The following is a 22,649-nucleotide window of genomic DNA, read 5'->3' as shown; positions in this document are numbered from 1 at the left end:
ATGAGACCGGTAGTAGTAAAAGAAAAACAAGTAAATGAGACACAAATACATGCTGTAGAAGATGAGGTTAGACAAGCGAAAACGATGGATCGTGATATCGTAACACATGCGATGAAGCAATCCATTGCGAAATTGAATCCGAAAGTCATGATAAAGAATCCGATTATGTTTGTTGTGGAAATTGGGTTTATCATTACGTTCATTTTATCTTTTCTTCCAAGCAGTTCTAGTAGTATACCAGGATGGTTTAATATAACAGTTTCTCTTATTCTATTATTTACAGTTTTATTTGCGAATTTTGCAGAAGCATTAGCAGAAGGTCGCGGTAAAGCGCAAGCCGATTCTTTAAAACAGTCGAAGAAAGATGTGTTTGCAAATGTTGTAAAAGAAAATGGAGACATTGTCCAAGTTTCAGCAACTGATCTTAGAAAAGGTGACGTTGTTATCGTAAAACAAGGAGAAATGATTCCGAATGATGGTGAAGTAATCAAAGGATTAGCGTCTGTAGATGAATCTGCAATTACAGGAGAATCAGCTCCTGTAATAAAAGAAGCGGGTGGTGATTTTTGTTCCGTAACAGGTGGAACGATGGTGGTAAGTGATGAAATTACAATTGTCATTACGAGTAATCCTGGTGAATCATTTATCGACAAAATGATTTCTTTAGTAGAAGGAGCTGCTCGTCAAAAAACGCCGAATGAGATTGCTTTAAATACAGTATTAACGAGCTTAACTCTTATCTTCTTGATCGTCGTTGTGACGTTGCCGATTTTTACAAATTATTTAGGTTTTCAAATTGATACAGCTGTACTCGTAGCATTGTTAGTATGTTTAATTCCAACGACAATTGGTGGTTTGCTATCAGCGATTGGTATTGCTGGGATGGACCGGGTGACAAAATTTAACGTGTTAGCGATGTCAGGGAAAGCAGTAGAAGCTGCGGGCGATATTAATACAATTATTTTAGATAAAACAGGTACAATTACTTTTGGAAACCGGATGGCTCATACATTATTGCCTGTAGGAAATGAAACGATTGAGCAAGTTGGAAAGTGGGCTGCTATTAGTTCTGTTTTAGATGAAACACCAGAAGGTCGATCTGTTATTGAGTATGTGCAGGGAAAATCTATATCATATAATAGAGAACTTGCAGAACAAGGGGAGTTTGTTCCGTTTAAAGCAGAAACGAGAATGAGCGGTGTTGATTTACAAGACGGAACGAAAGTGAGAAAAGGTGCTGTCGGTGCTGTTATTGAATGGGTTGGGTCACAAGGTGGAACAATTCCGAAAGATGTAAATCAAAAAGCAGACTTAATTTCAAAAGAGGGCGGAACACCACTTGTAGTTGCAGTAGATAATCGTATTTACGGTTTAATTTATTTAAAGGATACAGTAAAACCGGGTATGCGTGAGCGTTTTGAACAGTTGCGCCAAATGGGGATTAAAACGGTTATGTGTACAGGTGATAATCCGTTAACAGCAGCAACGATTGCAAAAGAAGCTGGAGTAGATGAATTCGTTGCCGAGTGTAAACCAGAAGATAAAATTGCGGTTATTAAAGCAGAGCAAGATAAAGGGAAACTTGTAGCGATGACAGGTGATGGTACAAATGATGCTCCGGCATTAGCACAGGCTGACGTTGGATTAGCGATGAATAGTGGTACGACAGCTGCGAAAGAAGCAGCGAATATGATTGATTTAGACTCGAATCCAACGAAAATTATTGAGGTTGTAGGAATTGGTAAGCAATTGTTAATGACCCGAGGTGCGTTAACGACGTTTAGTATTGCGAATGATATAGCGAAATATTTTGCGATTATTCCAGCGATGTTTACACTTGCGATTCCGCAAATGGAAGCATTGAACATTATGAAATTAACATCACCACTGTCAGCGATTTTATCAGCATTAATATTTAACGCTGTTATTATTCCATTACTCATTCCGTTAGCGATGAAAGGTATTGCATATAAACCGATGAGTTCTAATGCATTGCTTAGCCGAAACTTACTTATTTATGGGCTTGGCGGAGTTATCGTTCCGTTCATTGGAATTAAAGTAATTGATATAATTGTCGGTTTGTTCATATAAGGAAGAGGGGAAAAAGATGGAAAAGAAACAAAGTATACTATCACCAATTATCCGTATTACTTTTACATTTCTAGTGTTGTGTGGACTTGTATACCCACTTATTGTTACTGGTATTGCACAAGCAGTGATGAAGGATAATGCGGATGGAAGTCTAATATATAATGATAAAAATGAAGTGATTGGTTCTAAATTAATCGGGCAAAACTTCACGGATCCACGTTATTTTCAAGGGCGTGTTTCTAGTATTGAATATAAGGCAGAAGCATCTGGTTCAAATAACTATGCACCATCTAATCCAGATTTAGAGAAACGAGTAGAGAAAAGTATTGAAGAGTGGAAGAAACAAAATCCGAGCGTTCCAGTTACAGAAGTACCGATTGATTTAGTGACAAATTCAGGTTCAGGGCTTGATCCTGACATTAGTCCGAAGGCAGCTTCTGTGCAGGTGGATCGCATATCGAAATTAACGAATATTCCGAAAGAAAAACTTAATCAATTGATTAAAGATCAAACAGAAGGTGCTGCGCTTGGTTTATTTGGAGAAGATCGAGTGAACGTCTTAAAGCTAAATTTGGCATTACAGGAATTAATGAAATAGAAACAACGCTACCTCAATCTAACGGATTGAGGTAGCGTTGTTTCGAATGAAAGGTAGTGTTTATTTTGTATGCAGATGATTATGAACCGAAGTTTCAAAGGCGAACGCCAGAGGAATATTTAGAATATATTCGTCAGCAAAATCGCGGAAAGTTAAAGCTATATGTAGGAGCAGCTCCAGGCGTAGGAAAAAGTTATAAAATGCTCTTTGATGCAAGGGAAATGAAAAAAGATGGAATTGATATTGTAATTGGTTTAATTGAAACGCATGGAAGAAAAGAGACGGAAGAAGCAATTGCTGATTTAGAAAAAGTTCCTTTGAAAGAAATACAGTATAAAGGAAAGGTATTTTATGAGCTTGATGTGGAAGGAATAAAAAAACGCGCGCCGCAAGTAGTCGTAGTGGATGAACTTGCGCATAGTAATGTTCCTGGTTCTAAGCATAAAAAACGTTATATGGATGTGCAGGAATTGTTAGAGGCTGGTATATCGGTATTATCAGCTTTTAATATTCAACATTTAGAAAGTGTTCATGATATTGTAGCTCAAATTACGAATGTAAAAGTAAGAGAACGAATTCCAGATTTTATTTTACAAAAAGCAAATGAAATTCAGCTCGTTGATGCAACGCCCGAGGTATTAAGGAAGAGACTAATAGACGGAAAGATATATAAAGAAGAAAAAATTCAGCAAAGTTTACAAAATTTCTTTACGCTTAATAATTTAGGGGCACTTAGGGAATTATCACTTCGCGAGGTTGCCGATGATATGGACGAGAAAATTAGCCAAACAGTAATAGAACCAATTGGCGTAAAAGAAAAAATTCTTGTTTGTGTACAATACAGTTCAACAGCGGAGAAATTAATAAGACGGGGATGGCGCATGGCTGATCGGTTAAACGCTGAATTGTACGTATTAAACGTTGAGAGGGAAAATATAGATTCTATTTCAGCTGGAAAAAAGCAGACGATTGAAGAGTGGAAGTTGCTAACGAATCAATTTGATGCAAGTTTTGTATTAGAAGAAGCAAAGGGAAGAAAGCCAGCAGATGTTATTATTGAAGTGGCAAAAAGATTACAGGTGACGCAAATTTTACTTGGACAATCGGCTAGAACAAGGTGGGAAGAAATACGAAAAGGCTCTATTGTAAATGAAATTATGAGACAAACAAAGTATATTGATATTCATATTGTTGCGGATCAAAGAGGATAAATAGAGCCGACCTTTTTGGGGGCTCTATTTTGCTTTTTGTACAGAATGAAAACTTAGCATTTTCATTGCATATAAGATTACAAGTAAAAACATAATTGCGCCTAGGAAGAAAATCCAAAAGTAATTTTGGTTAAATAAAAGAAATCCACCTATAAGTGGCCCTGTGCCCATACCAAGATAGCGGATGAAGTTGTACATACCGATAGCTGTTGCACGTTCTTGCACGAATTCTTCTGTTAATAAAGTAGTGTGAATTGGCATAGAAAGTCCCATACTAAAACCGTACAAAGATGTAACGATAATGATGAATGGGATATTGATGTTATATATGAAAGAGAATAAAAAGACACATATAATATTGAAGTAACTCGTAATAAATAAAGTTTGCTTTGTTGTGAGGCGTTTTTGCAAAAACTTGTAGCAAAAACTTCCTAGCATGATAGAAAGAGACATTGGTACAAACATAAGACCAATTTCACTTGCAGCTAGATGAAATGAATTTGCTAAAATGCTCGGTAAAAAAACGAGAAAGCAAAAGTAAATACAAAATTGAATGAAGCCAATAAGAGTAATAGAAAATCCAGTTTTATTTTTTAAGATAAGAGAGTAATTCTTTTGTGCTTTAGGCTGCTTAATTACATTTGGCTTTGTTTCTGGAAGTAGTGAAATGTTTATAATTAATAAGATAATGCCAAGTGTAGATAAAAAGAGAAATACAGATAAGTGACCATTTATACTGCCAAGAAATCCACCTATGAGAGGAGCCATTGCAGGTGCGAGGGCAAGTAACATTTGGTATAGGCTCATCGCTTCTCCGCGTTCTTTTCCTTCAAATAAATCGCCGATAATCGTTGCTGAAACTACAGGTATAGCCGCTATTCCTATAGCTTGAACAGCTCTAAAAAAGAGAAATAAATAAATGTTTGCCGAAAAAGCACATCCGATTGAACCAATTGTACTAATGACTAAACTAGGGATAAGGACAGATTTTCTCCCTTTTGTATCAATTAAAGGTCCATATACGAGCTGCATAATTGCAAGAATGAATGTGAAAAGTGAAACTGTTACATTTACAAGATAAAGAGAAGTGTGAAAAGAATTTTGAATCATCGGTAAGATAGGTGTGTAAATATTTTGAGCGAAGGAACCGAGTAAGGCACTAATACAGACAACATATAAAATGAAAGTTAGTTTAGATTTTTTCATCTTGTTAACCTCCTTGTATTTTAGTTTCCTTGGAAACTAAATTTATTTTAACATGATTTTCTCACTTGTAAAGATGAAAAAATAATTTTAAAATGGTATATAGTTAAATTGTTTCTTTGGAAACTTAGGAGGCGAACGGATTGAAGCATGCAACGAAGCAAATGGAAATACTGTCGGACATTCGTACACTTTTGCATAAAAAAGAAGAACATTTAAAACGACAAAACGAGAAGTTTCTTTATGAGACAGGTGTAAGTAGTATGTCTTTATCTGAGTTACATGTAATCGAATGTATCGGAAAAAATGGTTTGATGAATGTAACGGCAATTACGACAGAAATGGGCATGACGAAGGGAGCAATCTCTAAAATTTGTACGAAGTTGTTTCAAAAGCAATTCGTTGAGAAGATGCAAATGTTAGATAATCAAAAAGAAATCTTCTTCAGCTTAACGGAAAGCGGCAATGAAATATATAAAGCTCATGAAAAATTGCATAAGCAAGCTGAAGAAAAGTGGTTGTTACTTTTAGATGGATATACGAAAGAAGAGCAAGACTTTATTCAAAGGTTTATAAAGGATGTCTCCGATCATTTGGAAATATAATTGGAAGAAAAAACTCCTTTTTCTCAAGTCTTTTAAATATAATTTCTGAAAGAACTCATATATAATAGAAAAAGATACTTAACATGGTGAATAATTAAAGAGTCAATATATATAGAGGAGAGAGTAACATGCTTGAAAATACGGGGTTAGTATTAGAAGGCGGCGGTATGCGTGGTGTATATACGGGTGGGATATTAGAATACTTTATGGAACAAGATTTATATTTTCCATATGTAATCGGTGTATCAGCTGGTGCTTGTCATGCAGCGTCGTATCTTTCCAGACAAAGAAATAGAAATAAAACGGTCAATATTGATTATGCATCACATCCGAAATATTTGTCGTATAAAAACTTATGGAGAAAACGTCAGCTATTTGATATGGATTTCATTTTTCATGAAATTCCAGAAAAGCATGTTCCGTTTGATTTTGAAACATACTTTAATAGCCCAGAACGTTTCCTTGTAGGAACGACGGATTGTGAAACAGGACAATCTGTTTATTTTGAGAAAGAAGGAACGAATGATGATGCACTAAATTTATTACAAGCGTCTAGTTCATTGCCTTTCATTGCACCAGTAGTAAATTATCGTGGTAAGCAGTTATTAGATGGCGGGATTTCTGATCCAATTCCAGTTCGTAAGGCACAGGAAGATGGATTTAAAAAATCAGTCGTTATTTTAACGAGAAATCATGGTTACGCGAAGAAAAAATCAAAATTCGGATGGATTGCAGGGAAAGCTTATAAAAAATATCCGAATCTTGTTAACACGATGTTGAATCGTTATGAAGTGTATAATGAAACACTTCACTATATTGAAAAAGAAGAGCAAGCTGGTAATTTATTTGTTATTCGCCCAGAAGTGCCGCTTCAAGTAGATCGTATGGAAAAAGATACAGCAAAACTACAAAATTTATACGAGCAAGGCTATGAAGATGCAAAGAGACAATTTGCAGATTTGCAGGCGTTTTTGCAAAAATAAATATTAGGCTGTGGAGATGGAGTTCTCTGCAGTCTTTTTATTATTGGTTTCAATACCGAATGTTGGTTATACACGTTTTTAGAATATGGTATAATATGGATAAAAGTATGTGGAGAGGTGATACATATGGAAAATGTATATAAAGGGCTTAGACATACTGGATTTATCATGATGCTTATTTTTGGGGGTGTATTTTTACTTCGCTGGTTTATTCATGATGAAATGTTATTAGATCAACTTATTGGTTTTAGTGTGGGCATAGTAATGGTTATTTCATCAGTGTTCATTCAAAAGTATAGTAAAGAATTACAGGTAGAAGAGAAGTATTAAAAGGTTATAAGCTCCTTCATATTTTGGAGGTGCCTTTATAGTTTGAATGATTGTTATAAAAGAAAAGTAGAGCATCGGATTTCGATGCTCTACTTTTTTAATGTGGTAAGAATATCAATTGATAAGCAAACAAAATTCCAAATACATATACAAGTGGGTGAACAGCACGGAATTTACCTTTTGCCACTTTCATAAGTGGGTATGAAATAAATCCAAGTGCGATACCTGTTGCGATACTTGATGTAAGCGGCATGCTTAAGATTACTAAGAATGCTGGGAATGCTTCATCAAATGAGTCCCAATCGATGTGGCGAACTGAACCCATCATAAGACTACCAACAATAATTAATGATGGTGCAGTAATAGCTGATACACCAGAAACAGCACTTACTAATGGTCCGAAGAATGCTGCTAGTGCGAACAGAACAGCTACTGTAACAGTTGTTAAACCAGTACGACCACCAGCTGCAACACCAGCAGATGATTCAATGTAAGCTGTTGATGGTGTTGTTCCGAACATAGAACCGATTGTTGCTGAAAATGAGTCAGATAGAAGAGCTCGTCCAGCTTTCGGGAGTTTTCCGTCTTTCATAAATCCACCTTGTTGAGCTACCCCAAGTAATGTACCTGTTGTATCAAATAATGTAACAAGGAAGAATGAAAATACAACGCCGTACAATCCGTAGTTAATTACATCAGATACAGCAGTAATTGGATTTGAAACGATAATTCCTTCTGGTAATCCAGGCATTGATGTAACACCGTTTGAGAATGTTAACTGTCCTGTGAAGAAAGCGATAATACCAGTTAATAGCATACCAATAAATAGTGCGCCATTTACATTTAAAGACATAAGAACAATAGTAATTCCAAGCCCAGCCAATGCTAGTAGAACTGGAGCAGAGTGAAGATCACCAAGTCCAACTAAGTTTGCATCATTTTTTGTAACGATACCTGTTAAACGTAAACCGATAAAGGCGATGAAAAGACCGATACCAGCAGTAATTGCATGTTTTAAGTTTTCAGGAATTGCTTCCATTAATTTTGTACGGAAAGATGTGAATGATAACAAAATTAAAATCATACCTGCTACGAATACAGCAGAGAATGCAATTGCGAAAGTCATGCCTTCATGAGCTTTTACAACAGAGTAAGAGAAGTAAGCATTTAATCCCATACCTGGCGCGATTGCGATTGGTAAGTTTGTAAAGATTGCCATAAATAATGTTCCGACAACAGCAGCGATAATTGTTGCTGTAAATGCTTGTTCAAATGGAACACCTGCATCCCCAAGGATGACTGGGTTTACGACAATGATATATGCCATTGTTAAGAAGGTAATAATACCTGCCATAATTTCAGTTTTAATAGAAGTTTTATGTTTTGAAAGGTTAAACATATAAACATCCTTTCTGTTTACGAATAATTTTCACAACAGTTATATATAATATTCGTTTTTTAACTATTTTGCAATAGTTTTGTATAAAAAGTTTACAACAATTCATATTTTGTGTCTTAAATTCGAATATTAATCGTAACTTGATGTGTGAATTTCAGTTTTTATTATGCACATTATAAGGAAAAGGAGTTGAAAGAAGCTATGCCACAGCAAAAAAACTTTGTAACAATGCCAGCGCAACATCAAAATAAACAGCCTGGTATTGAATCATTAATGAATCCACTTCCGCAGTTTGAAGATTCAAATTATAAAGGTAGCGAAAAGTTAAAAGGAAAGAATGTATTAATTACAGGGGGAGATAGTGGGATTGGACGAGCTGTTTCCATCGCTTTTGCGAAAGAGGGAGCAAATATTGCGATTGCTTATTTAGATGAGGAAGAAGATGCTAATGAGACGAAGCAATATGTTGAGAAAGAAGGTGTAAAGTGTGTATTGTTGCCGGGTGATTTAAGTGATGAACAGCATTGTAAAGAGGTTGTTCAAGAGACCGTCCAGCAGCTAGGTAGTTTACAGGTTTTAGTAAATAATGTCGCGCAGCAATATCCGCAGCAAGGGCTAGAGTATATTACAGCAGAACAGCTAGAAAAAACATTTCGTATTAATATTTTTTCTTATTTTCACGTTACGAAAGCAGCCCTTTCTCATTTGAAGAAAGGGGATGTCATTATAAATACGGCATCTATCGTTGCATATGAAGGAAATGAAACGTTAATTGATTATTCCGCAACGAAAGGAGCAATCGTAGCTTTTACAAGATCACTTTCTCAATCGTTAGTCCAAAAAGGGATTCGGGTAAATGGTGTTGCACCAGGACCGATTTGGACACCGCTTATTCCATCGAGCTTTGATGAGAAGAAAGTCTCTCAGTTTGGGAGCAATGTCCCGATGCAACGGCCTGGTCAACCATATGAGTTAGCGCCGGCATACGTATATTTAGCGTCTGGTGATTCTTCTTATGTTACTGGACAAATGATACATGTAAATGGGGGCGTTATTGTAAATGGATAGTTTTCATTTATAAGAGCAAAGTAAAGCTAATTACAATTATTATGGTGAGCGCTAGGGGGGATATAGGTGAAAAGGGTATGTTTCGTTTTACTATTATTTTTCTTCCTACCGGTTAGTGCTTTTGCTGATACAGATCATTTAATATTAGTGAATCTTACGACAAACCAGTTGTCTTTTTTTGAGAATGGAAATTACACAAAAACATTTCCAGTAACGACTGGAAGAGATCGTACACCTACGCCTGAAGGTAATTTTTGTATTATAACGAAATTTAAAAATAAAGAATACCATCGAAAAAAAATAGCTGGGGGTGCACCGAATAACCCTCTCGGTACGAGGTGGCTTGGACTAGATAAGAATGAATATGCGATTCACGGGACGAACCGGGAATGGACGATTGGAAGTAGGGAATCAAATGGCTGTATTCGTATGCATGACAGGGATATACAATGGTTATATGACCGAGTACAATTACAAACAAAAGTAATCATTTCTCGTTTTCATACGAGCCCCGAATATGAAGCGAATAAGCTTGGTTATCGCGTTGTGAGCTGGAATGGTCGAAAAATAGAAAAAGAACAAATTGGAATACTTACGTTAGTAGACCGCGCGGATATATATTGGCAAGAACCAAATGGACAGTTAACAAAGGTAAAAACTGTATTGCCAAATGAAAGATATCCAGTGTACTCAAAACGAAAAGATGGAATATATTATATAGGAAACAATTCGTATATTATAGATGAAACAGGAGAGAAAATTCGTTACGAGCAAATTCCTTCTTCGATTTTAAGTAATATATATAAACGGAAATACAATGTTCCGTAATGGCTACCGTATTATAGACGGTAGCTTATTTATACTTGGAGTTTAACTGCAACTATTGTATTTTGCTGAATATAATACAGTACAGATAGGGGGCGGTTATATTATGAAAAGTGAATTTGCGTTTAAAGTTTTCTTAGTAACGACCTGTTTATTTATCGTGTATTTATATGCGTTTCTCGTCTTTTCTTTTTATGTTCCATATGTTGATTTAATATTGTTCTTTGGATTTATTTGGGCGTTTGTGAAAGCGAGGGAAGGAGAGAAGAGTATATATCGGCGCATTACCTTATGCGGGACGGCCGTTCTCGTTATTTTGTACTTTTTTATTATGCATGATTTTTGGAGAGGAATGTAAAAAAGCATACGATTAATCGTATGCTTTTATATCTGTTAATGATGGAAGAGAGGCAATTGCACCGTAATTTGTACATGTGATAGCGCCTACTTTATTTGCAAAGGAGATAAACGCTGTTAAGTCTTTGAAATGATACGAAAGTGTATGTTCACTTTGGGCAATCTGATATAACATTGCTCCAACGAAAGCATCACCAGCACCAGTTGTATCGACTTGTTGAATGGAAATAGAAGAGACAATGGTTTGACCTTCATTTGTCGCAAGAAGGGTACCGTCTTTTCCAAGTGTAATAGCTACTACTTTTGCGCCATAATTTAATAATTTGAGTGCCGCTTGTTGTAAATCACTCTCTTTAGAGAGCATAGTAGCTTCCTCTTGACTTACTTTTACGAAGTGTGCATGTTTTATAAAGGTTAGACAATCTTGAGAGAATTGTTCTGTATTTGTAATGAGTGCACTTCGATAATTTGGATCAAAAGAAATAAAATGGCCGTTATCTTTCGCATATTGTAACAACTGAAAATACGTTTCTTTTAATGGGCTTGATAGTAAAGCTGTCGCTGAACCGAAATGTATTAAATCATTCGTTTGTATTTTTGATAAATCAATGCTATTGAATTGATATTCACCATCTGCACCACGCATAAAAGTAAAATCACGTTCGCCATCTTGATCGATGGATACGAATGCAAGTGTTGTTTGTTTATCTTTTATGAGCATGGATGTATCGACTTGCGCACGCTGTAAAGTTTGTTCAAGAAACTCACCAAATGGGTCGTTTCCTACTTGCCCCATAAATGTAGCGTGTCCACCTAATTTTGTAATCGCAGCAGCAACGTTAGCGGGTGCTCCACCAGCTTTTTTTTCGAAATCTGAACCGTTTACTAAAGAAACGTTAGTATTTCGGCACACAAAATCAATTAATAGTTCACCTATACAAAAGACATTTCGCATACAATCCCTCTTTTCAGCTTATATTGTGTGATGGTAAAGTTTAGTTTTGCATCTGAAAAGATTGCGATATGATGTTTCATGTCTTTTCGAGGAAAAACTCGGGACGTAAAGACTGTTGAACCATCGTATAAGAAAATTTCCACGATGCTTTTATCTACAAATATTTGTAGTTCTATCGTATCTTGAATATCGATTTTTTTACAGCGTTCAAATCCATATTCTCCGCCAAATTGATGGTAGAAGTTGCCCCTGTCTATAGAAATAGTACCTTGTTCCCGATTAAATGTAATGGGGAAACATTCCTCCTCATTGTGGAAGAGAGAAAGACCAAAACGCTTTGCATCTTCTGTTTTAAGTGTAACAATTAATTCATAGGAGTCTTCATCATCAAGCGTTGATAATACATTTAATCCAGCTGTTATATCTCCTGAAATGTGTTTTTTTGTTGTTCGTAGTTTTGTTAATTCTGAAACTGGTTTTTGTTTTAAAATGTTATCTTCTAATGTTAATTCACGTGGAAGTGTTAGGCAATGAGCCCACATATAATCATCAGAAGGATATGTGATTTCACTTGATCCTGCCCAAGCAAACAATAGGCGACGACTAGTAGAGTCTTCTAAAGTTTGAGGGGCATAAAAATCGAATCCTTTATCAGCTTCGTAATAGGAATCAACATGGAAATATAAATTTTTAATATCGAAATGGCCTATAGCATAAACGACATTGTATACATTGTGAAAGTTTTCTCCGTCTTTTTCAATTCCTTGCGGTGAAAAGAGAAGTACATCTTTCCCTGATAATTGGAAGTAATCGGGGCATTCCCACATAAATCCGAATTCTTTTAAATTTGTTGTAATTTCGCCTTGGAAATGCCAATTGTATAGGTCTTGTGATTTGTATAGTAATAGAGTTCCTGTTTTATTTTCACGTTGGGCACCGAGTAACATATAGTACATATCATTATGTTTCCAGACTTTTGGATCACGTACATGTTTTGTATATCCGTCAGGAATTATATCAATAACAGGATTATTACTATATTTCGTCATCGTATATTGTGAATCCATTGTTGCCATACATTGTTTTGCATCACGGGAATCATCAGGATTTTTTATATTCCCTGTATAAATTAAATGAAGAAGGCCATCTTTTACGATAGCACTACCAGAATATGCACCGTGTGATTCATAGCTTTCAGTAGGGATGATGGCTACAGGCATACGCTCCCAGTTAATAAGGTCTTTTGACTTCACATGCCCCCAATGCTTCATTCCATGAATGGGACCAAATGGATACCACTGATAAAAAACGTGATATTCATCATTGTAGTATGATACACCGTTAGGATCATTCATTAATCCAAATGTTGGGTGAATATGATAAATTGGTTTCCATGAATCTTGGTTTGCAATTTCATATAAAGAATGTAATTCGTCTTTATTAGATTGCAGTATTGTTTTATATTTTGACATAGGTTTTCACCCCGTTATTATTTACTTTCTTTATATAAAATGAATGTGGCAACAAAAGCAGTGATAACTGCAATAGCGAAACCAATTATATAGTGAATCATGTTCATCATGCCAAGAGGTGCAACAATTGTAAGCATCGGAATACCTGTTAAACCGTATGCATTAGCCGCCACTTGCATCCAAACAACGTAAGCGCCTCCAATTGCGCCGCCAATAGCTGCTGCAATAAATGGTTTACCAAGTTTTAAATTGACACCAAAAATAGCTGGTTCTGTAATTCCTAAAAATGCTGAAGCTGCTGCTGGAATTGCAATTTCTTTCGTTTTTTTGTTTTTTGTTTTGAAATAGACAGCTAAAGTAGCACCGCCCTGTGCAACGTTCGCCATTGACCAAATAGGGAGTAAGAAATTGACACCGATATCTTTATTTGCGAGTAAGCCCGCTTCAATAGCGTGGAAGCTATGATGTAAGCCAGTAAGAACGATTGTTGAATACAATCCACCGAATATAAGTCCAGCTACTGGTCCTGCAAATTGATAAATTGTATTTAAAAGGTACGTAATGCCGTCACCGATTTTATATCCAATTGGTCCGATAATAATAAGTGATAAAAAGCCAGTTATAATAATTGTTAAGAATGGTGTAACTAATAAATCTAAAGAGTTCGGAACACGTTTTCGAAGTTCTTTTTCAATTGTACTCATAACATACACACATAATAAAATAGGTAAAACAGTACCTTGATAGCCAATCATATCAATATCCATACCAAGGAAATGTAAAACAGTGGGTTTTGCATTTGAAAGAGTCCAAGGATTTGTTAAGTTTGGGTGAGTTAATATACCACCAACAACTGCACCTAAGAAAATGTTTCCACCAAATTCTTTAGCGGCACTAACTCCAATTAAAATAGGTAAAATGATGAAAGCTGCACTTGAGAACATATCAAGTAATTGGATAAGTGAGTGATCTCCAGGAACTAATTTAAACGCTTTCAACATTCCGAGTAGACCCATAAGTAAACCGCTTGCGACGATAGCTGGAATAATTGGAACAAAAATATTAGATAGTGTCTTTGCTAGGCGGGCGATAGGATTCATTTTTTTCTTAGGTATATCGTTTGATGTTGTAGAATCTAGTTCGGCTATTCCAATTAGTTTTGAGAATTCATCATATACTTTGTTTACTATGCCAGTTCCAAAAATAATTTGATATTGCTCGGTCGTTGCAAAAGCACCTTTTACTCCATTGATGTTTTCGATTTCTGCAGAGTTTATTTTCGTATCATCCTTTAATATAAGACGAAGGCGAGTCGCACAATGTGTGGCACGAACAATGTTTTCCTTTCCACCAATGTTCTGTATTACTTGAGTTGCAATTTGCTTCATATCCATAAAAATTCCCCCTTACTATAAATTTTCTTTTTATGGAACCGGTTCCGTAATAAGTTAAAATAAAAAACAGGGAAATGATGTTGAAAATCCTGTTTTTAAAATGTGGAACCGGTTTTAATTTTATTATAGAGCGCCTTTATATTTTGTCAACGCTTTCTTGGATTTTTAATGTATAACGAGAGTGTAATATTTTTGGTATAGTTTTGTTTTCAACAAGCTGTGAAAGAGAAGTGGCAGCAAGCTTTCCAGCATACTCATAGTCAAAGGCAATTGTCGTTAAACTAGGGTGTACCATTTCTGAAATATCATATCCACCGAATCCTGTTACAGAAATATCACCTGGTACAGAAAGGGAGTGGGAGTGAATGACTTTCATTGCGCCAAGAGCGATGTTATCTGTAGCACATACGATAAGAGTTGGGCGATTATTATCTAAAATATGTTGTACTTGTTTCATGGCATCTTCTATGCGGAAAGTTGTTTCGTAATATGAAACGTTGCAAGTCGGTTCTAAATTTTCAATTGCTTTTTGAAAACCATTTTTTCGATTTATTCCAACAGAAATATCAGATTTTTCTATCCCTAAATAGGCAATATGTCGATGGCCTTGCGATAAAACGTATGCCCCTAACTCATAAGCTGCATCATAATCATCGTGAACGAGGCAATATTGATCTTTATATTCTTGCCCGACGAATAAAATAGGGATGTTTGAATTAGCCATAATTTTTTGATGTTCATTCGTTAATGTTTTTGTTAATAAAATAATGCCAGCTACCTTTTGTTTTATAAAGTTTTCAATTGCTTGTATTTCAGTTTCGGTTGTTTGATTTGCATTTGCTACAAGCATTTGATAGTTATTTTCCTGTAATGTTTTATCGATCCCGATAAGTGTTTTCATTGTAGCAAAGGAGTCTAATCGGGGGATGATGACACCAATTAAATTTGTTGTTTTTGCTTTTAAACTTTGAGCAAATGTATTGGGAGAGAAATTTGTTTCCTGAATAATACCTTCGATTTTAAGTTTTGTTTTATCACTTACATATCCGCCGTTTAAGTAACGAGAGACTGTGCTTTTTGCAACTCCAGCCAATTTGGCGATATCTGCAATTGTTTTAGCCATAGTATTTCACCTTCGTATTCATAAAAATGTTAACTTTATTATAGGGAGAATTAGAGATGACGTAAACAAGAAGAGAGAAAGAAAAAACCACCTCACGTATATGAGGTGGAATAATTGTTAATATCTAGGCTTAAATGTATGACAACAAGTCTCTACACTCGTTGCTACAGAACTTTCTAGCGTCTCGTTTGTTAAAACAGCAGCTGTATATGAATCATTTTCAGTTTGACCAGTTTCATCTGCATCAGGCTGAACGATGATTGCACTTGCTTGACAAAAGTTACCTTGTCCCCAAAAAGAACAGTTGGAAACAGAACATCTTACTTCTGGCATAAAACCCCCTCCTTATACATTAGTGTGGGATTTTACGCCCATTTCATGTGTAGAAGGAGTTTCCTTTTCTTATTACTTTTTCGTTTGTTCAAGCCATTCTTTTAATTTGTCTTTCGGCTGTTCACCGCTAATACGGCTCACTTCTTTGCCATCTTTAAAATGAATGATTGTTGGTGTACCTTGAATTTTATATTCATCCCAAGGAACATCTAATTTTTCAATATCCATAACTTTCATATCAACGTTCAAGTCTTTAGCCATTGGCACTACGACAGGAGATAATTTTTGGCAATGAACGCAAGATGTTTGATAAAAGTATACTGTTTCTTCTTTTTTCTCTTTTAAGTTCTTTTGAAGATCTGAAAGAGAGATTTTATTTGTGTAGTAGTCAGGACCATCTGTTTGACTACCAGTAGCATTATCAATTTTTTGGCTAGTTGAAGCTTTTTTTTCTTCCATTTGTGTTACAGCGAAAATTGCCGCAAACAAGGCGATAATAATACCACCAAATATAAGCATTTTTTTCATTCTTTCATCTCCTTATTTGTTTTTGATGACAATAAAGCTACAAACAGCGATTGTAATAAAGCCGATAAGTGCTAAAAACGGGATTGTCACAAAGCCGAACCAGTTTATGTATTCTCCCGTACATGGTACACGTCCACAAGCTGCCCCAGCAGCTGAAAATGCTGCGACTTTTTGAATTGCATAGTGATATAAAGAAATACAAGCACCAATAGTTGCGATTGGTAAAGAATAAGTTGCGATGCGATAGTCTTTCTTTGCTACAGCGATACCGAGCCATAAAACGAATGGATACATAAAAATACGTTGATACCAACAAAGAACACAAGGCTCAAATTTCATGATTTCGGAAAAATAAAGACTTCCCAGTGTAGCGATAAAAGAAGCTCCCCATGCGGTAAGTAAAGCATATTCTTGCTTTTTTTCTCGTCCCATATTTTATACCTCTCTTATAATAGTTACATACTAAATTATAGTATGAAGTGGTATGGAAAAGAAAGAAAAAATATGTTTATCAATAAAAGTTTTATAAGGAGAAACTTTTATTGATATAAACATTTTAAAAAAGCGCCATTCTCCGGAAGAGAATAGCGCTATATTTTACATTTGAATTTGTTCTACTTCTTCTACATGCGACTTTTGGGATGCATGGTCAATATATTGAAATAGGAGCTGCAATTGTTTATCAACTTCTGGTAGTTCCTTGCTGTATTGATAAGCGTGTAAAAAATGCTCAATACGCTTAGAAAATAATTGATCGTTCGTTTGAACCATGAGAACGAGTAATTTATCCCAATTACAGCAATACGTGTAATAGAGAGCTTTATCATAGTCGTTATATGTTTGCACTGTGTACCCTCCTTACCGAGAGTTATATATAGTGTGTGATAAGTAAGGGGAAATACACTTGAAAGAATTTGTTAAGAAAAAAAGTGAATGAAAAGAAAAAACGAGGAGTTTCCTCGTTTTTTAAGCTTTTGGCATTGGCGTAGGTGTTGGTTTGCCATAGCCTTCTTTATATTTATTATCGATATAGTTACGAATTTCTAGCGTTGATTTTCCTTTTTGTTTCATGGAAGCAGATTCAACTGCGATTTCTAGGCAATTGACGCAAGTCGTTGCGTGGGAATCCCAAACAACTTCACCATTCTTTTTAATTTCACGAATAAAGCAGTTTTTATTATTTTTATGTCCTACACTTTCGCCGCAACCACAATAGCATGGAATCCAATCTAATAGCTCTGCATTTTGTCCAGCGACAGTGTAGATATCTTTCATTTGTGGATCAAGCTTATCTAGGAAGGTAGGAAGTGTGTCGACTCCTTTTGTTTTCTCTTGAATGTCAGCTTGCTGAGTGTGCGATGCGTGGTCATGTTCTTCTTTTTTTGATTCAGAAGATTTTTGGTCATTTGTACCAGTACTTCCGCATCCAGCAAGAATTAAGCTCAGTACTGCAAGTAAAGAAAATACATACTTTTTCATTCGCTTGTCCCCTTTACAAATGTATTAATCAAATTGTATCAGAGATTACGGTGTATCGGTTGAAGATTTTTTTGACTGATTTTTGAAGCGCCATCTTAGCGAATGGAATAGAAATAAAAGTGGGATATAAGCGTATACAATATACAATCCCGCTTGAGATAGTACAGTATTTAATGCGTTGATACTTTCCCGATTTTTAAAAAATAAAGAAGCTGTAAAAACGATGAAAATAAAAAATGGTAGTGTAAATTTAAATGAAATATGAAAGGAACGCTTCATCGTTTGACATGATGACCAAATAGTTAAACAAAGATTCGGCAAAATTATTAAAAACCAAACAAAAATAATAATATATTCGAACCGCTGAATAAAAGGAACTTTAATTATTTTTAACATCGTTAAAGTAGGCCAAATAGTGTGATTCAATTGTCCTTCACTATAATACATAAATGATACAATAGCTAAAACTACATAAATTAGAGTGCTAAAAACAATCCCTGCGTGAGCCCATCTTTTTAAAGATTTTCCTTTTTCAATAAAGGGATAGAAGATAAGAATTGTTTCAAATCCGAGAAATTCTAATGCAGATTGTTTTGCTGACACAAGTATGTCGAAAGGGGAATGTGTAAAAATAGGTAAAATATTACGAAAATGTGCATACTTCATCGGATAGACTAAAAAGAATACAACGAACATAGGAAGAACAATACCCCAAAAACATATCCCTGTCACAGAACGGAAGCCACCTTTTATAATGTAGTAAGTGACTAACAAAAACATAAGCGTAAGTTTCCATAACTTAATGGTAGGAAAGATCCAAACTTGTATTACTTCCATATATGTACGAAGAACAGTAAGGCAAAATAATAAGCAATAGAGAGTGAAAATTACAGAAAATATAGAGCCAATCCATTTTCCAAAGGTTGTTGTATGAATGCTAATTAAATCTCCGTCTTTTTCAAGCATTTTTAACATACAAAACAGTACAATATGAGTTGCAATACCTGCAATAATAAGAGAAATCCAAGCATCATAACCTGCATTTTTCAAAATTACACGTTGATATCCGAGAATTCCTATTCCGATTTGGAGAGAATGCAATAAAATAAATGCAAAATATGGAGAGACAGTTTTTGTTTTATTCATTGTATTCATTGCTCATTTCACCTCACTATTCCCCGATTCCAGATTGTACAATATTAAGATCTAAATTTATATCCACCGCTACGTTTTGATACATATTTCGAATTTGTTTTATATTCCATTTTCTCGTATGGCTTCTAATTTCATCTCGTATTCCTAAAGGATCAATTTTCTTTTCTTGAAATTGTTTTATTAAATCTTCACAGTCTTTTTCAACATTTCGTTCAATTTGTTTTTTTATATAGTTGATATTTGTTTTTTTTCTTAGATCAATCCAATTTGGAGAGTTTTTAATTAATCCATTTAATTTTAAATGGATTTTTACTTTTGGTATGTCGCCAGTTTGATCTATATCATACTTATTTTCCCCAGCTAAGTTTTGTATAACAACCATACCTTTATGTTTATCCTTTGTTATCGCTGCTTCGTAACGTCCATTTTTCGTAGGGTTAATAAGTAATTTTGCTAAAACAGAATGTCTTTTATCCGTATACATAACGACTTTATCGCCTTTTAAAAAAGCAAGTCCTTTGACAGCGACGGAATGATTATCGTCCATTTTAAGATAAGGGACATAGGCATCACATACAGAAGAGTAGTAATTATATAAAAAAATGTCTAATGCGGTTTGTGGAATGTTCTCATTTCGGATATTTTGTTCAAGTAAATCAGCAATGTATAAAGATCCATTTTTTTTTCCGTAATTTAAAAGTTCCTCAGCTGATCCATCTACAATTGCTAGTTGTACATCGCGCCCGATATTTGGGTCACGTTGTAAGTTAGTAATAATCTCTCCCATTCCACGTTCTCCTAGAGCCTTTCCAAATAGGACGACACGCATTTGACCTACAACGACATTGTGAGGTGATTTTGCATTTAATCGTGAAGCGATTGTCTCAAGTGAACGGGCAGATGTTGATTGAGTTTCTGGTTTAGACTTTACACCATGTGTGTACTCTGGGAAGAGAATAGTTCCTTGGAATCTTTTGTTTTTTGTGATGTCAAATCCAGCGACATGAATAATACGCTGCGTATCCACTATATACGTTTGTGTACAGCCAGTTTGTAAAATGAAGAAGATAATGATAATAAGGTGCAATAAAATTTTCTTCATTCATTCTCACCATCACGTTTTTGCTTCGATTTGTTTGGATTATATCGCCATTTTGATTTTGGTCTAAGAAAAGAAGGTCTTTGTGCCGTTTGACTAAATGGTAATCGAAGAAAACCTTCTGCTGTACCTAAACCACGAAATGGATATAAAGGTAACAAATAAGGTGATCCAAGCGATTTTAATTTAATTAAATGAGCTAAAATAAATACAAATCCGACAGCGAGGCCTAATCCTCCGAATGCACCGGCTAAAAGAATAAGCGGAAAGCGTAACAACCGGATAGTAGAAGACATCTTTACTGTTGGTGTTGTGAAAGATGCAAGAGCGGATAAAGCAACTGCAATTAATAAAATTGTACTTGTCAAAGCTGCCTCCACGGATGCTTGGCCAATTACAATCCCCCCAACAATCCCGATTGTTTGTCCGACTTTTGTCGGTAAACGCGCTCCAGCTTCACGGAGCAATTCAATTGTAATTTCTAAAAAGAGTGCTTCTAGAATAGGAGGGAAAGGTACGTTAGCTCTCGAGAAAATAATAGGACCTAGTAAATCGGCAGGGATCATTTGATAATGATATGTTAAAGCCGCTGTATAAATAGCGGAGGAAAAAAGAGAAAATATAGCTCCGAAAAAACGAATAATACGAAAGAACGATCCAATCATCCACGGTAAATAATAATCTTCTGGTGAAATGAAAAAATCCAGTAACGTTGTTGGTCCTGATAAAGCATATGGAGAGCCATCTGTTAAGATTAAAACTTCCCCATTAATTAATGCAAATACAGCTCGATCTAATCGTTCTGTAGGTAATAGAACAGGAAAAGGTGAATTGCTATTATCACTAATAAATTGCTCAATCATAGTTGAATCAAATGGGACATCAAAGTCAATGTCTTCTAGCCGTTGAATTGCGGTGTTGACAAATTGTTCATTTGTAATTCCTTCTATATAAGCAACTGCTACTTTCGTTTTTGATATAGATCCGACGGTAACTTCTTTAAAAATGAGTTGCTCTGTTACGATATTTCGGCGCAATAAGTGGATATTTGTATCAAGATTTTCAACGAAACCGATTTTAGGCCCGATTACACTATACTCATTTTCTGTATCGTTATATAATCGTTTTCCTAAAACAGTACTTTCGGCACGAATTAAAGCATATTGATCAGGATTCGCATTGTTTTTTAATCGTATTAAAATATATCCACCTAATAATTTTTCACGAATATCATCAATAGAAGGGGAGGTAATAATGTCTTCAATAGAGATGATATTACATAAATCAGAGATGTTTTGAATTTGTTCCGATTCCTTTTTTATAGGAGTTAAAATGAATTGTTTAATAATAAGTGCTTCCACGACAGATTTATAATAAAACAAGCACAACGTTTCATCTTTAAGTATGTTATAAGAGACAAAATCGCTTGATTCTTTCATGGTTTGTATAAATTCTGGAATAGAACAAAGTGTTTTTGTATTAGTCTTTTTTGATTTCTTAGATGATAAACCGAACATTTTCTCACCCCTAACATACGTCATTTACTTGTGTTAGTTTTTGGGAAAGACGGAAATTTATACTTCAAAGTTGAAAGTTTATAAAGAAAAGGAAGAGTAGTGAATACCTCTTCCTTTTTAGCGTGTTAATTTGTTTTCTTTTCTTTAATAGACTTCACTAATTTCAACATTTCCGCTCTTATATCTTCTCTTTTTACATTTAATTTTTCGGCAATTTGTTTAATGTCCATTCCATCTTTTTTCATTTTTAATACATCATCAAGAGGGGTATTGCTTTTTTGAGAGATGATTGTTAACACAGTAAGATGACGCAATTTGATGTTATATTCTTTCATTTTTTGTTTTAGCTGATCCGGTGTGGATTTTTGCATAGTTGCTAACTGTTGTAGCAGTGCTTGCTTTGTTTCTTTACTCATATGATGCTTTTTCAGCTTACTTGGATCTACACCGAAATGCTCGGCTGTTTTCTCCCAAGATTTATTTTGCTTATAGTAAGATAAAACACCTTTTATTTCTTGTTTACTGATTCTTGCAATATGAGCAGCTTTCCAAATTTCATGTTTGTTATAGCCGAGTTTTTCTAGCGACTGCATTTCTTCTTCTGAAATTGGTTTATGGTGATGCATTGTTACTTCTTTTGGTGTGGCAGCGGACGTAGGGAAGGTGGATATCCCACATAATAATGCTGCCATAGTCATACTTACCGCGATTTTTTTGTACATGTAAACTCCTCCTAGATGGATAGTGTGGAAAACTGTACACATATCATTTCCATAAAATGTGAAATACTTGTGAACAAGTTAAGTTTTTTTATTCACAGCATGGAATGACGTTTTTAGAAGTTTTCCAACATAAAACATTGATTAATAGTAAAAAACTAAGGTATAATCGAAATTGAAAATCAATATCAATACTGACGATAAA

The 22,649-nt window shown here is 35.1% G+C and carries 24 protein-coding genes; 9 read left to right on the top strand and 15 right to left on the bottom strand.

Annotated elements, in window-relative coordinates; translation table 11 throughout:
• From kdpB to kdpDN, 3 genes are read left to right on the top strand one after another with little or no spacing between them, the layout of a single operon-like run.
• Window positions 1-2,091, top strand: coding sequence for a potassium-transporting ATPase subunit KdpB (gene kdpB / locus CQ064_RS24405; protein ID WP_001248009.1), 2,091 nt, complete (start codon window positions 1-3; stop codon window positions 2,089-2,091).
• 16 nt (window positions 2,092-2,107) lie between these two features.
• Window positions 2,108-2,689, top strand: a complete 582-nt coding sequence (gene kdpC / locus CQ064_RS24400) for a K(+)-transporting ATPase subunit C (RefSeq protein ID WP_000412606.1) — start codon at window positions 2,108-2,110, stop codon at window positions 2,687-2,689.
• Window positions 2,690-2,745: 56 nt separating this feature from the next.
• Complete coding sequence (kdpDN, locus tag CQ064_RS24395; protein ID WP_003269552.1) at window positions 2,746-3,900, top strand: KdpD-like non-kinase potassium sensor; 1,155 nt, start codon at window positions 2,746-2,748, stop codon at window positions 3,898-3,900.
• A gap of 24 nt (window positions 3,901-3,924) precedes the next feature.
• On the opposite strand, the gene CQ064_RS24390 is transcribed toward kdpDN, so the two are convergent.
• On the bottom strand, window positions 3,925-5,106 hold the full coding sequence (locus tag CQ064_RS24390) for an MFS transporter (RefSeq protein ID WP_000748717.1): 1,182 nt from the start codon (window positions 5,104-5,106) through the stop codon (window positions 3,925-3,927).
• Window positions 5,107-5,246: 140 nt separating this feature from the next.
• Here CQ064_RS24390 and CQ064_RS24385 point away from each other — a divergent pair, with 140 nt between their 5' ends.
• The 3 genes from CQ064_RS24385 to CQ064_RS24375 all read left to right on the top strand — a co-directional run bounded on the left by CQ064_RS24385 (window position 5,247) and on the right by CQ064_RS24375 (window position 7,021).
• Window positions 5,247-5,708 carry a MarR family transcriptional regulator gene (locus CQ064_RS24385; protein ID WP_000679682.1) on the top strand — a complete coding sequence of 154 codons (462 nt, stop codon included), beginning with the start codon at window positions 5,247-5,249 and terminating at the stop codon, window positions 5,706-5,708.
• 128 nt (window positions 5,709-5,836) lie between these two features.
• The gene (locus CQ064_RS24380) at window positions 5,837-6,691 is read left to right on the top strand and encodes a patatin-like phospholipase family protein (protein WP_000892676.1); all 855 of its coding nucleotides are present in this window, start codon (window positions 5,837-5,839) and stop codon (window positions 6,689-6,691) included.
• Between the two features lie 126 nt (window positions 6,692-6,817).
• Entirely contained in the window at window positions 6,818-7,021 is a 204-nt protein-coding gene (locus tag CQ064_RS24375; RefSeq protein WP_000432810.1) for a hypothetical protein, read from the top strand.
• Between the two features lie 97 nt (window positions 7,022-7,118).
• Here CQ064_RS24375 and CQ064_RS24370 read toward each other — a convergent pair whose 3' ends face one another.
• Window positions 7,119-8,420 (bottom strand): NCS2 family permease, encoded by a 1,302-nt coding sequence (locus CQ064_RS24370; protein ID WP_000482716.1) that lies wholly within the window; start codon window positions 8,418-8,420, stop codon window positions 7,119-7,121.
• Window positions 8,421-8,621: 201 nt separating this feature from the next.
• Here CQ064_RS24370 and CQ064_RS24365 point away from each other — a divergent pair, with 201 nt between their 5' ends.
• The 3 genes from CQ064_RS24365 to CQ064_RS24355 all read left to right on the top strand — a co-directional run bounded on the left by CQ064_RS24365 (window position 8,622) and on the right by CQ064_RS24355 (window position 10,671).
• Complete coding sequence (locus CQ064_RS24365) at window positions 8,622-9,488, top strand: SDR family oxidoreductase (RefSeq protein WP_001136292.1); 867 nt, start codon at window positions 8,622-8,624, stop codon at window positions 9,486-9,488.
• 66 nt (window positions 9,489-9,554) lie between these two features.
• Entirely contained in the window at window positions 9,555-10,316 is a 762-nt protein-coding gene (locus CQ064_RS24360; protein WP_000831960.1) for a L,D-transpeptidase, read from the top strand.
• A 103-nt stretch (window positions 10,317-10,419) separates the two neighbouring features.
• Window positions 10,420-10,671: a hypothetical protein gene (locus CQ064_RS24355; RefSeq protein ID WP_000834195.1), complete on the top strand. Its 252-nt coding sequence runs from the start codon at window positions 10,420-10,422 to the stop codon at window positions 10,669-10,671.
• Between the two features lie 12 nt (window positions 10,672-10,683).
• Here the strand turns inward: CQ064_RS24355 and CQ064_RS24350 are convergent, their stop codons facing one another.
• The 13 genes from CQ064_RS24350 to CQ064_RS24290 form a co-directional block, all read right to left on the bottom strand.
• A complete protein-coding gene (locus CQ064_RS24350) occupies window positions 10,684-11,625 on the bottom strand; it encodes a carbohydrate kinase family protein (RefSeq protein WP_001246642.1) in 942 nt (313 codons plus the stop codon).
• Window positions 11,604-13,097, bottom strand: a complete 1,494-nt coding sequence (gene scrB, locus CQ064_RS24345; protein ID WP_000049753.1) for a beta-fructofuranosidase — start codon at window positions 13,095-13,097, stop codon at window positions 11,604-11,606. The genes CQ064_RS24350 and scrB overlap by 22 nt, the downstream gene beginning before the upstream one ends.
• A gap of 17 nt (window positions 13,098-13,114) precedes the next feature.
• Complete coding sequence (locus tag CQ064_RS24340) at window positions 13,115-14,491, bottom strand: sucrose-specific PTS transporter subunit IIBC (RefSeq protein ID WP_000367322.1); 1,377 nt, start codon at window positions 14,489-14,491, stop codon at window positions 13,115-13,117.
• Between the two features lie 136 nt (window positions 14,492-14,627).
• Window positions 14,628-15,614 (bottom strand): LacI family DNA-binding transcriptional regulator, encoded by a 987-nt coding sequence (locus CQ064_RS24335; protein WP_001140397.1) that lies wholly within the window; start codon window positions 15,612-15,614, stop codon window positions 14,628-14,630.
• Window positions 15,615-15,731: 117 nt separating this feature from the next.
• Window positions 15,732-15,947, bottom strand: coding sequence for a DUF1540 domain-containing protein (locus CQ064_RS24330; RefSeq protein ID WP_001115482.1), 216 nt, complete (start codon window positions 15,945-15,947; stop codon window positions 15,732-15,734).
• 72 nt (window positions 15,948-16,019) lie between these two features.
• Entirely contained in the window at window positions 16,020-16,475 is a 456-nt protein-coding gene (locus CQ064_RS24325) for a thioredoxin family protein (RefSeq protein WP_000738432.1), read from the bottom strand.
• Window positions 16,476-16,487: 12 nt separating this feature from the next.
• Window positions 16,488-16,907 (bottom strand): disulfide formation protein C, encoded by a 420-nt coding sequence (locus tag CQ064_RS24320; protein WP_000532267.1) that lies wholly within the window; start codon window positions 16,905-16,907, stop codon window positions 16,488-16,490.
• A gap of 165 nt (window positions 16,908-17,072) precedes the next feature.
• Window positions 17,073-17,321, bottom strand: coding sequence for a YhdB family protein (locus CQ064_RS24315; RefSeq protein WP_001195459.1), 249 nt, complete (start codon window positions 17,319-17,321; stop codon window positions 17,073-17,075).
• A gap of 120 nt (window positions 17,322-17,441) precedes the next feature.
• Window positions 17,442-17,954 carry a PCYCGC domain-containing protein gene (locus CQ064_RS24310; RefSeq protein WP_000761026.1) on the bottom strand — a complete coding sequence of 171 codons (513 nt, stop codon included), beginning with the start codon at window positions 17,952-17,954 and terminating at the stop codon, window positions 17,442-17,444.
• A gap of 45 nt (window positions 17,955-17,999) precedes the next feature.
• Complete coding sequence (locus CQ064_RS24305) at window positions 18,000-19,109, bottom strand: GerAB/ArcD/ProY family transporter (RefSeq protein WP_001095035.1); 1,110 nt, start codon at window positions 19,107-19,109, stop codon at window positions 18,000-18,002.
• A gap of 16 nt (window positions 19,110-19,125) precedes the next feature.
• On the bottom strand, window positions 19,126-20,211 hold the full coding sequence (locus CQ064_RS24300; protein WP_000722252.1) for a Ger(x)C family spore germination protein: 1,086 nt from the start codon (window positions 20,209-20,211) through the stop codon (window positions 19,126-19,128).
• On the bottom strand, window positions 20,208-21,725 hold the full coding sequence (locus tag CQ064_RS24295; RefSeq protein ID WP_000467487.1) for a spore germination protein: 1,518 nt from the start codon (window positions 21,723-21,725) through the stop codon (window positions 20,208-20,210). The genes CQ064_RS24300 and CQ064_RS24295 overlap by 4 nt, the downstream gene beginning before the upstream one ends.
• Before the next feature lie 125 nt (window positions 21,726-21,850).
• Window positions 21,851-22,447, bottom strand: a complete 597-nt coding sequence (locus CQ064_RS24290; RefSeq protein ID WP_000276982.1) for a hypothetical protein — start codon at window positions 22,445-22,447, stop codon at window positions 21,851-21,853.
• Window positions 22,448-22,649 lie beyond the last annotated feature (202 nt).

This window comes from Bacillus sp. MYb78 (assembly GCF_002975115.1).
Taxonomy (GTDB): Bacteria; Bacillota; Bacilli; order Bacillales; family Bacillaceae_G; genus Bacillus_A; species Bacillus_A cereus.
This window is presented reverse-complemented; position numbering and strand designations above follow the sequence as displayed.

What these genes read in the sequence shown, in the direction of transcription:
- CQ064_RS24305 (WP_001095035.1), bottom strand. Translation starts at nt 19,109, where the DNA reads ATGAATACAATGAATAAAACAAAAACTGTCTCTCCATATTTTGCATTT.
- CQ064_RS24320 (WP_000532267.1), bottom strand. Translation starts at nt 16,907, where the DNA reads ATGGGACGAGAAAAAAAGCAAGAATATGCTTTACTTACCGCATGGGGA.
- kdpC (WP_000412606.1), top strand. Translation starts at nt 2,108, where the DNA reads ATGGAAAAGAAACAAAGTATACTATCACCAATTATCCGTATTACTTTT.
- CQ064_RS24335 (WP_001140397.1), bottom strand. Translation starts at nt 15,614, where the DNA reads ATGGCTAAAACAATTGCAGATATCGCCAAATTGGCTGGAGTTGCAAAA.
- CQ064_RS24325 (WP_000738432.1), bottom strand. Translation starts at nt 16,475, where the DNA reads ATGAAAAAAATGCTTATATTTGGTGGTATTATTATCGCCTTGTTTGCG.
- CQ064_RS24290 (WP_000276982.1), bottom strand. Translation starts at nt 22,447, where the DNA reads ATGTACAAAAAAATCGCGGTAAGTATGACTATGGCAGCATTATTATGT.
- CQ064_RS24350 (WP_001246642.1), bottom strand. Translation starts at nt 11,625, where the DNA reads ATGCGAAATGTCTTTTGTATAGGTGAACTATTAATTGATTTTGTGTGC.
- CQ064_RS24370 (WP_000482716.1), bottom strand. Translation starts at nt 8,420, where the DNA reads ATGTTTAACCTTTCAAAACATAAAACTTCTATTAAAACTGAAATTATG.
- CQ064_RS24390 (WP_000748717.1), bottom strand. Translation starts at nt 5,106, where the DNA reads ATGAAAAAATCTAAACTAACTTTCATTTTATATGTTGTCTGTATTAGT.
- CQ064_RS24310 (WP_000761026.1), bottom strand. Translation starts at nt 17,954, where the DNA reads ATGAAAAAGTATGTATTTTCTTTACTTGCAGTACTGAGCTTAATTCTT.
- CQ064_RS24330 (WP_001115482.1), bottom strand. Translation starts at nt 15,947, where the DNA reads ATGCCAGAAGTAAGATGTTCTGTTTCCAACTGTTCTTTTTGGGGACAA.
- kdpB (WP_001248009.1), top strand. Translation starts at nt 1, where the DNA reads ATGAGACCGGTAGTAGTAAAAGAAAAACAAGTAAATGAGACACAAATA.
- CQ064_RS24355 (WP_000834195.1), top strand. Translation starts at nt 10,420, where the DNA reads ATGAAAAGTGAATTTGCGTTTAAAGTTTTCTTAGTAACGACCTGTTTA.
- CQ064_RS24295 (WP_000467487.1), bottom strand. Translation starts at nt 21,725, where the DNA reads ATGTTCGGTTTATCATCTAAGAAATCAAAAAAGACTAATACAAAAACA.
- CQ064_RS24300 (WP_000722252.1), bottom strand. Translation starts at nt 20,211, where the DNA reads ATGAAGAAAATTTTATTGCACCTTATTATCATTATCTTCTTCATTTTA.
- CQ064_RS24365 (WP_001136292.1), top strand. Translation starts at nt 8,622, where the DNA reads ATGCCACAGCAAAAAAACTTTGTAACAATGCCAGCGCAACATCAAAAT.
- CQ064_RS24375 (WP_000432810.1), top strand. Translation starts at nt 6,818, where the DNA reads ATGGAAAATGTATATAAAGGGCTTAGACATACTGGATTTATCATGATG.
- CQ064_RS24380 (WP_000892676.1), top strand. Translation starts at nt 5,837, where the DNA reads ATGCTTGAAAATACGGGGTTAGTATTAGAAGGCGGCGGTATGCGTGGT.
- scrB (WP_000049753.1), bottom strand. Translation starts at nt 13,097, where the DNA reads ATGTCAAAATATAAAACAATACTGCAATCTAATAAAGACGAATTACAT.
- CQ064_RS24340 (WP_000367322.1), bottom strand. Translation starts at nt 14,491, where the DNA reads ATGGATATGAAGCAAATTGCAACTCAAGTAATACAGAACATTGGTGGA.